Here is an 8259-nt window from a genome sequence, read left to right on the forward strand (position 1 = left end):
GTCCCTGCGCGAGATCGAGCGCAGCGTGCCCGAGCGGCTCGCGAAGGCGCTCTCACAACCGGTGCACCGCACGATGGTCGAGCGCCCGGTGCGCGACCTCGTGACCCGCGGCGCCGACCACCACGTCCTCGTCGAGCGGCCCCGCGCCCTCGACGGTGCCTGGTACGAGTTCTTCCCGCGCTCGACCGGCGGGTGGGACGACGAGGGCCGCCCGGTGCACGGCACGTTCGCCACCGCGACCCGCCAGCTCGAGCGCGCCGCCGCGATGGGCTTCGACGTCGCCTACCTGCCGCCGATCCACCCGATCGGCATGGTGAACCGGAAGGGCCTGAACAACACGCTGACCCCGGGTCCCGACGACGTCGGGTCGCCGTGGGCGATCGGCTCGGCCGAGGGCGGGCACGACGCCGTGCACCCGCAGCTGGGCACGATCGACGACTTCGACGCGTTCGTCGCCCGGGCGACCGAGCTCGGCCTCGAGGTGGCGCTGGACTTCGCGCTGCAGTGCGCGCCGGACCACCCGTGGGCGGCGTCGCACCAGGAGTGGTTCACGGTGCGCCCCGACGGGACCATCGCGTACGCGGAGAACCCGCCGAAGAAGTACCAGGACATCTACCCGGTCAACTTCGACACCGACCCCGAGGGCATCTACCGCGAGTCGCTGCGGCTCGTCCTCTACTGGCTCTCGCACGGGGTGCAGATCTTCCGGGTGGACAACCCGCACACGAAGCCGGCCGACTTCTGGTCCTGGCTCATCGCCAAGGTGCACGAGGTCGACCCGGGCGTGGTGTTCCTGGCCGAGGCGTTCACCCGCCCGGCGCGCCTGTTCGGGCTGGCCAAGGCCGGGTTCAGCCAGTCCTACACGTACTTCACGTGGCGGACGGGCAAGGACGAGCTGCGCGAGTTCTTCGAGATGCACCGCGACCGCATCGACGAGGCCCGCCCGAACTGCTTCGTCAACACCCCGGACATCCTCCACGAGTCGCTGCAGGTCGGCGGCCCGGGCATGTTCGCGATCCGCGCGACGCTGGCCGCCACCCTGGCCCCGAGCTGGGGGGTGTACTCGGGGTTCGAGCTGTTCGAGTGGCAGCCGGTGCGCTCGGGCAGCGAGGAGTACCTGGACTCGGAGAAGTACCAGCTCCGCCCGCGGGACTTCGACCGCGCGCTGGCCGAGGGCCGCAGCCTGCAGCCCTGGATCACCCGGCTCAACGAGATCCGGCGGGCGCACCCGTCGCTGCGCCAGCTGCGCACGCTGCGCTTCCACGACGTCGACAACGACGCGCTGCTCGCGTACTCCAAGACCGACCCGATCACGGGCGACACGGTGCTGTGCGTGGTCACGCTGAACCCGTTCGGCGCCGAGGAGGGCACGCTGCGCCTCGACATGGAGGCGCTGGGCCTCGACCCGTTCGCCCGCTTCGGCGCCTTCGACGAGGTGAGCCACCAGGTGTTCGACTGGGGCCAGGCCAACTACGTCCGCCTCGAGCCGTGGCGCGACGTGGCGCACGTGGTCACGGTGCAGAAGCGCTAGCAGACCGAGCGTACGAGCGGCCGATTCGTCACCCTCGAAGGTGACGAACCGGCCGTTCGTGCTCCTGCAGGGCGTCAGGACCCGGGTCGCAGCGCCCGCACCGCCGCGTCGATCGCCGGCCCGCGCACCGCGTCGAGCTCCTCCCCCTCGAACACGATGGCGGCGTCCTGGACGCCGCCCAGGGCGACGACCGCGCGCACCCGGTCCGCCGCGGCGTCGCTGCCCACGATCACGGCGTCGACCCGCTCCCGCCAGTGCAGCATCTTCGGGACGATGGCCCCGCGGGCGACGACCGTCGGGTTGTGGATCAGCACCCGCATCACCTGGCGGTTGCGCAGGCAGAGCTCCCAGAAGCGTTCGACGACCGCGCGCACGGCGGCCTCGTCCCCCGCGTCGACGGCCCGGCCCTCGAGCTCGTCCCCCAGCTCCCGGAGCTCGGCGAACATCGGGTCGACGAGCTCGCCGAGCAGGGCGTCCTTCGACGCGTAGTGGTAGTAGAGCGCCGCCTTGGTGATGCCGATGCGCTCGGCGATCTCGCGCAGGCTCGTGGCGTCCACCCCGCGCTCGGAGAAGAGCTCGAGGGCGGCGGCGCGGATCTCCGCCCGGGTGTCGACGTTGGCGCGGGGCACGAACGGACCCTACCCGCCGTTGACTACTTGCCGCACGGTCAGTAGCTTACCGGTCGGCAGGTAACTCGACGAGAGGGTGCTCCCATGACCACCGTGCTCATCTCCGGCGCGAGCGTCGCCGGTCCCGTCCTGGCGTTCTGGCTGCGGCGGGCGGGGGTGGACGTCACCGTCGTCGAGAAGGCCCCGGCGGTGCGCGGCGGCGGCTACCCCATCGACCTACGGGGCGTCGCGGTCGACGTCGTCGAGCGGATGGGACTCCTGGACGAGATCGAGGCGGCCCGCACCGGCACCCGCGCCCTGACCTTCGTCACCGAGCGCGGGCGGGAGATCGCGGGCCTGTCCACCGAGACCCTCCTGGGTGAGCAGTCGATCCGGGCCGTCGAGCTGCCGCGCGGCGACCTGACGCGGGTGCTGTGGGAGGCCACGCGCGACGACGTCGAGTACGTCTTCGACGACCGCATCACCGCCCTGGCGGACCGCGAGGACGGCGTCCACGTCACCTTCCGGCGCGGGGAGCCGCGGGTGTTCGACCTCGTCGTGGGCGCGGACGGACTGCACTCCGGCGTGCGGGCGCTGACCTTCGGCCCGGAGGCGCCGTTCCGCCGCGACCTCGACGCCTGCTACGCCGCGTTCTCCGTGCCGAACGTGTACGGGCTGGACCGCGAGGCGGTGATGATGAACCTCCCGGGTCGCTCCGCGACGCTCTACGCGGTCCGCGACCAGCCGGTGACCGCGCTGCTCTCGTTCTCCGGCCCCACCCCCACGCTGGACCACCGGGACACCGAGGGGCAGCGCCGCCTCGTGGCGCACGTCTTCGGCGGCGTCGGCTGGTGGGTCCCGGAGATGCTCGTGCGGATGCGCGGCGCCGAGGACTTCTACTTCGACACCGTGAGCCAGATCCGGATGCCCTCGTGGACCCGCGGCCGGATCGGGCTCGTCGGCGACGCGGCGTACGCCCCCTCGTTCCGCTCCGGGCAGGGCACCAGCATCGCGGCGGTCGGCGCCTACGTGCTGGCCGCCGAGGTCGCGGCGCACCCCGACGACCTCCCCGCGGCGTTGGCGGCCTACGAGGCCCGGGTGCGGGGCTTCGCCACGCAGAACCAGGACCTCGCGATGTCCGGGGCCCGCATCGTCTCCCCGGCCACCCGCTGGCAGTTGCACACCCGCAACGTCGCGCTGCGCGCCCTGCCCCTGCTGGAGCGCCTCGGCGTGCCGTCCCAGGGCGGCGCCATCGCCCGGGCCGCCACCGCGCTGACGCTGCCCGACGTACCGCGGGTCGCCGCGCCGGTCTGACCCGACCACCCCGCCGTCCGGGTGTCCGCGGCAGCGCCGCGTCGGCGCCGGTCACGGCGCCGGCCGGAGCGCGCGGGCCTCGAGGTACTGCCGTTCGGCCTGGTTCCCCGCGGCCCGGGCGGCCCTCCGGTAGCTCGCGCGCGCCCCCTCGTGGTCGCCGAGGCGTTCGAGCAGGTGCGCCCGCACGGCGTCGGGGCGGTGGCTGCGCCGCAACCTCGGGTCGTCGGCGACCGTCTCGAGCACGACGAGCCCCGCCGCGGGGCCCTCGGACACCCCGACGGCGACCGCTCGGTTCAGGGTGACGACGGGGTTGGCGGTCCGGCGCTCGAGCATCCGGTAGAGCAGGGCGATCTGGGGCCAGTCGGTGTCGGCGTCGGTGGCGGCGTCGGCGTGCACCGCGGCGATCGCGGCCTGGAGCTGGTACGGGCCGAGTGGCGCCGTCGCGAGCGCGCGCTCGACGAGACCCCTCGCCTCGGCGATGAGGCCGCGGTCCCAGCGCGCACGGTCCTGCTCGGGCAGCGCGACGAGCTCGCCGTCGAGACCGGTGCGGGTGTCGCGGCGGGCCTCGGCGAAGAGCACCAGCGCGAGCAACCCGGCGACCTCGCCGTCGTCGGGGAGCACCGCATGCAGGGCCCGGAGCAGCCGCAGGGCCTCGGCCGTGAGATCCACCCGCGTGAGGTGCGAGCCGACGCTCGCCGTGTGTCCTTCGGTGAAGACCAGGTAGAGGACGTGCAGCGCCGCCGCCAGCCGCTCGCCACGGTCGCCGTCGTCGAGACTGAAGGTGGCCCCGGCCGCGGTGACGGTCGCCTTGGCCCGGCTGATGCGCTGGGCCATCGTCGCCTCGGGCACCAGGAAGGCCCGGGCGATCTCGGCCGTCGTCAACCCGGCGACCGCGCGCAGGGTCAGTGCGATCCGGCTCGGCTCGGACAGGGCCGGGTGCGCGCAGAGGAGCAGCAGCTCGAGCGTGTCGTCCCGCGACGACGCCCCGTCGGCATCGGCCGACGGGGCGTGTCGGCGGTCGTCGGGGACCCCGGCTCCCACGGCCGCCTCCCGCTCGCGGCGGGCCTGCTCGCTGCGCCACTCGTCGGTCAGTCGTCGCCCCGCCACCCGGACCAGCCAGGCGACCGGCTCCTGGGGCGTTCCGTGCTCCCGCCAGGTCGTGGCCGCGGCGAGCAGCGCCTCCTGGACCGCATCCTCGCACCGGTCGAACCGTCCGTGCCGACGCACCAGCGCGCCGAGGACCTGCGGTGCCGACCGGCGCAGCAGGTCCTCGAGTTCGCGCTCGGTCACGGGGTGTCCGGCTCCCCGAGCCCGTAGCCGGCCGTGAAGATCACCGGTCGGACCTCGACGGGCAGGTGCTCGGTGCCCGGGATCATGGCGGCGAGCTCGTACGCGCGCTCCGGGCTCTCGCAGTCCACGACGTAGAACCCGCCCATGTACTCCTTGGCCTCCAGGAACGGACCGTCGGTGACGGTCGAGGCACCCGGCCGGCCCCGGACCACGGCGCTCTGCGACGGGTCGGCCAGGGCGTGGGTGCCCACCATCTCGCCGCTGGCGGTGATGGTCTCCATGAACCCCTCCTGACCGGCCGCGATCTCGGTGCGTTCCTGCTCGGACAGCGACTCCCACGCGGTCGGGTTCATCTGGATGATCAGCAGGTACTTCATGGTCCCTCCTCGGGCTCGGTGCCGGCGGTCGGTGCGCCGCCGCGAGCAGTACGGACCCGGCTGCCGCCGCTCGACATCATCCCGACGTGACCGCCGTCACAGCTGCCGAGATGTCGAGTCGCCTCCGTCCGCTCGGTGTGGTCCCCGAACACACGCCCACCGAGGAGGCCGACATGACGTCCACGCTCGCCGCACCCGAGCCGCACAGCCGACGACGGCGGCCGTCGCCCTGCTGGGGTCTCGCGTGGCTGCTGTTCGTGCTCCTCGCACTCGTGACGGCCCGGGGACGCTCGCGGCGCCGTGCGTGACCGGCGCCGTCCTCGCGCCCGACGCCAGGAACGTGCCGTTGCTGCCGCGGAGCAGGCCCGGGCACTATCCGCGCCCGCCGGGCGTTGGGCGGGGTGAAGACATCGGAGGTCGCCATGCCCGTCCTGCTCGCCCTGCTGGCGTACGTCGCCCTGGAGATCTGGGTCCTGGTGCTGGTCGGCCAGGCCGTCGGGTTCCTCGGCCTCCTGGGGCTGCTCGTCGTCTCCGCGCTGATCGGCGCCTGGGCGCTGAAGCGCCAGGGCCGGCGCTCGCTGGCCGAGCTCGGCACCGCCGTGCGCTCGGGACGCCCGGCGGAGGCCGAGATCGCCGGCGGGATGTACGTGGCGCTCGCGGGGGTCCTGCTCGTCGTCCCCGGCATCCTCTCCACCCTCGCCGCCCTGGTCCTGCTCGTGTCGCCGGTGCGCCGCGCCCTCGCCCGGCGCGCCGCCGCCCGGGCGGTGCGGGCGGGGAGCGCCCGGATGGGCCCGACGATCACCGTCGTGGGGGCGGCCGGGCCCGCGTACGGCACCGCGGACACCTCCCCGACCGCGCGCGACCCGTGGCACGGCCACGTCATCGAGGGCCGGGTGATCGAGGGTCACGTCGTCGGGTCCGGGGACGATCCGGACGACGTGGGCCACACCGGGACCGGTGACGCGCGGCGTGGAGGCTGACCACTAGCGTGGCGCCTGATGAACGAGGGGATCGGCACGGGCCCCGCGAACGCGCCCGACACCAGCACGACGACCGCGATCGCGCCGCGCGGAGCGGAGCACGCGGCGGAGCCGCCCGCCGAGGTCTCGTCCGACGACTTCCGCAGCGCCCGCACCCTGCCCGTGGACGACGGCTGGTACAAGCGCGCGGTCTTCTACGAGGTGCTGGTCCGCGCCTTCGCCGACTCGAACCGGGACGGCTTCGGGGACCTGCGGGGGCTCACCGACAAGCTGGACTACCTCGCCTGGCTCGGGGTCGACTGCCTGTGGCTGCCGCCGTTCTACGACTCGCCGCTGCGTGACGGCGGCTACGACATCCGCGACTACCGCAAGGTGCTCGGCGAGTTCGGCACCGTGGAGGACTTCGTCGAGTTCCTCGACCAGGCCCACGCCCGCGGCATCCGCGTGATCACCGACCTCGTCATGAACCACACGTCCGACCAGCACATGTGGTTCCAGGAGTCCCGGAACGACCCGGAGGGGCCGTACGGCGACTTCTACGTCTGGTCCGACGACGACACCCGCTGGTCCGAGGCCCGGATCATCTTCGTCGACACCGAGTCGTCGAACTGGACCTACGACTCGGTTCGCGGCCAGTTCTACTGGCACCGCTTCTTCTCCCACCAGCCGGACCTCAACTTCGACAACCCCGCCGTGTGCGAGGCGATGATCGACGCGCTGCGGTTCTGGCTGGACCTCGGGATCGACGGCTTCCGCCTCGACGCGGTGCCCTACCTCTTCGAGCGCGACGGCACCAACGGCGAGAACCTCCCCGAGACCCACGCGTTCCTGCGCCGGGTCCGCAAGGTCGTCGAGGACGAGTACCCGGGCCGGGTCCTGCTCGCCGAGGCCAACCAGTGGCCGGCCGACGTCGTGGAGTACTTCGGCGACCCCGAGGTCGGCGGCGACGAGTGCCACATGGCGTTCCACTTCCCGCTGATGCCGCGCATCTTCATGGCGGTGCGGCGCGAGTCGCGGTTCCCGATCTCGGAGATCCTCGCGCAGACCCCGGAGATCCCGGAGAACGCGCAGTGGGGGATCTTCCTGCGCAACCACGACGAGCTGACGCTTGAGATGGTCACCGACGACGAGCGCGACTACATGTACGCGGAGTACGCCAAGGACCCGCGCATGAAGGCCAACATCGGCATCCGCCGGCGCCTGGCCCCGCTGCTCGACAACGACCGCAACCAGCTCGAGCTCTTCACCGCGCTGCTGCTCTCCCTGCCCGGCTCGCCCGTCATCTACTACGGCGACGAGATCGGGATGGGCGACAACATCTGGCTCGGTGACCGCGACGGCGTCCGCAGCCCGATGCAGTGGACCCCGGACCGCAACGCCGGCTTCTCCTCCTGCGACCCCGGGCGGCTCAACCTTCCCGTGGTGATGGACCCGGTCTACGGGTACCAGGCGGTCAATGTCGAGGCGCAGTCCAACTCCACGGCCAGCCTGCTGCACTGGAACCGTAGGATGATCGAGATCCGCAAGCAGCACCCGGGCTTCGGGCTCGGCGACTTCCACGAGCTCGGTGGGTCGAACTCCTCGGTGCTCGCCTACGTCCGTGAGTTCGTCGACGAGGAGGGCACCCGGGACGTCGTCCTGTGCGTCAACAACATGTCCCGCTTCCCCCAGCCCGTGGAGCTCGACCTCATCGCGTGGAAGGACTGGACGCCCACCGAGCTCACCGGCGGCGTCCCCTTCCCGGCGATCGGTGAGCTGCCGTACCTGTTGACGCTGCCGGGGCACGGTTTCTACTGGTTCTCCATCCACCCGCCCCAGGAGCGCTGATGACGGCCGACCGCACAGGAGCGCCCACGGAGGTCGCACCGGAGCTCGAGGCCCTGCTCCCGGCGCTGGTCGAGTGGCTCCCCACCCAGCGCTGGTTCGCGGCGAAGGGGCGCGAGGTCACGGCGGTGCGGATCGTCGGCCACCAGGACATCACCGCGCCCGACGCGTCGCCGGCCGTGGCGCACGCGGTGATCGCGGTGGCGTTCGCCGACGGTGGTCCGGAGGACTGGTTCCAGCTGCTGCTCGGCTCGCGCCCGGGCCTGAAGGGGGACCTCGAGCACGCGGTGATCGGCGTCGTCGGCGGCCGGACGGTCTACGACGGGCTGGCCGAC

At 72.9% G+C, this 8259-nt stretch carries 9 protein-coding genes; 6 read left to right on the forward strand and 3 right to left on the reverse strand.

Translation table 11 applies throughout. The features are described from left to right. Positions 1 to 1531, forward strand: a 1531-nt coding sequence (locus AC0CYZ_RS28890) for an alpha-1,4-glucan--maltose-1-phosphate maltosyltransferase (RefSeq protein WP_472221555.1), incomplete at its 5' end; no start/stop codon positions are given. 74 nt (positions 1532 to 1605) lie between these two features. On the opposite strand, the gene AC0CYZ_RS28895 is transcribed toward AC0CYZ_RS28890, so the two are convergent. Continuing rightward, on the reverse strand, positions 1606 to 2160 hold the full coding sequence (locus AC0CYZ_RS28895) for a TetR/AcrR family transcriptional regulator (RefSeq protein ID WP_472221556.1): 555 nt from the start codon (positions 2158 to 2160) through the stop codon (positions 1606 to 1608). A gap of 84 nt (positions 2161 to 2244) precedes the next feature. Between AC0CYZ_RS28895 and AC0CYZ_RS28900 the strand changes: the two genes are divergently transcribed. Next, the gene (locus tag AC0CYZ_RS28900) at positions 2245 to 3453 is read left to right on the forward strand and encodes an FAD-dependent monooxygenase (RefSeq protein ID WP_472221557.1); all 1209 of its coding nucleotides are present in this window, start codon (positions 2245 to 2247) and stop codon (positions 3451 to 3453) included. 51 nt (positions 3454 to 3504) lie between these two features. Here AC0CYZ_RS28900 and AC0CYZ_RS28905 read toward each other — a convergent pair whose 3' ends face one another. After that, the gene (locus AC0CYZ_RS28905) at positions 3505 to 4743 is read right to left on the reverse strand and encodes an RNA polymerase sigma factor (protein ID WP_472221558.1); all 1239 of its coding nucleotides are present in this window, start codon (positions 4741 to 4743) and stop codon (positions 3505 to 3507) included. Then, positions 4740 to 5120, reverse strand: a complete 381-nt coding sequence (locus AC0CYZ_RS28910) for a YciI family protein (RefSeq protein WP_472221559.1) — start codon at positions 5118 to 5120, stop codon at positions 4740 to 4742. Before AC0CYZ_RS28910 ends, AC0CYZ_RS28905 begins: the two co-directional genes overlap by 4 nt. Before the next feature lie 173 nt (positions 5121 to 5293). Between AC0CYZ_RS28910 and AC0CYZ_RS28915 the strand changes: the two genes are divergently transcribed. The 4 genes from AC0CYZ_RS28915 to AC0CYZ_RS28930 all read left to right on the forward strand — a co-directional run. Beyond that, positions 5294 to 5428, forward strand: coding sequence for a hypothetical protein (locus tag AC0CYZ_RS28915; protein ID WP_472221560.1), 135 nt, complete (start codon positions 5294 to 5296; stop codon positions 5426 to 5428). A gap of 114 nt (positions 5429 to 5542) precedes the next feature. Further along, a complete protein-coding gene (locus AC0CYZ_RS28920; RefSeq protein ID WP_472221561.1) occupies positions 5543 to 6100 on the forward strand; it encodes an FxsA family protein in 558 nt (185 codons plus the stop codon). An 18-nt stretch (positions 6101 to 6118) separates the two neighbouring features. Beyond that, positions 6119 to 7927: a maltose alpha-D-glucosyltransferase gene (treS, locus tag AC0CYZ_RS28925; RefSeq protein WP_472221563.1), complete on the forward strand. Its 1809-nt coding sequence runs from the start codon at positions 6119 to 6121 to the stop codon at positions 7925 to 7927. After that, a partial coding sequence (locus AC0CYZ_RS28930) for a maltokinase N-terminal cap-like domain-containing protein (RefSeq protein ID WP_472221564.1) occupies positions 7927 to 8259 on the forward strand: 333 nt, incomplete at its 3' end. The genes treS and AC0CYZ_RS28930, both read left to right, overlap by 1 nt.

The sequence above is a fragment of the Actinomycetospora sp. genome (assembly GCF_055612215.1).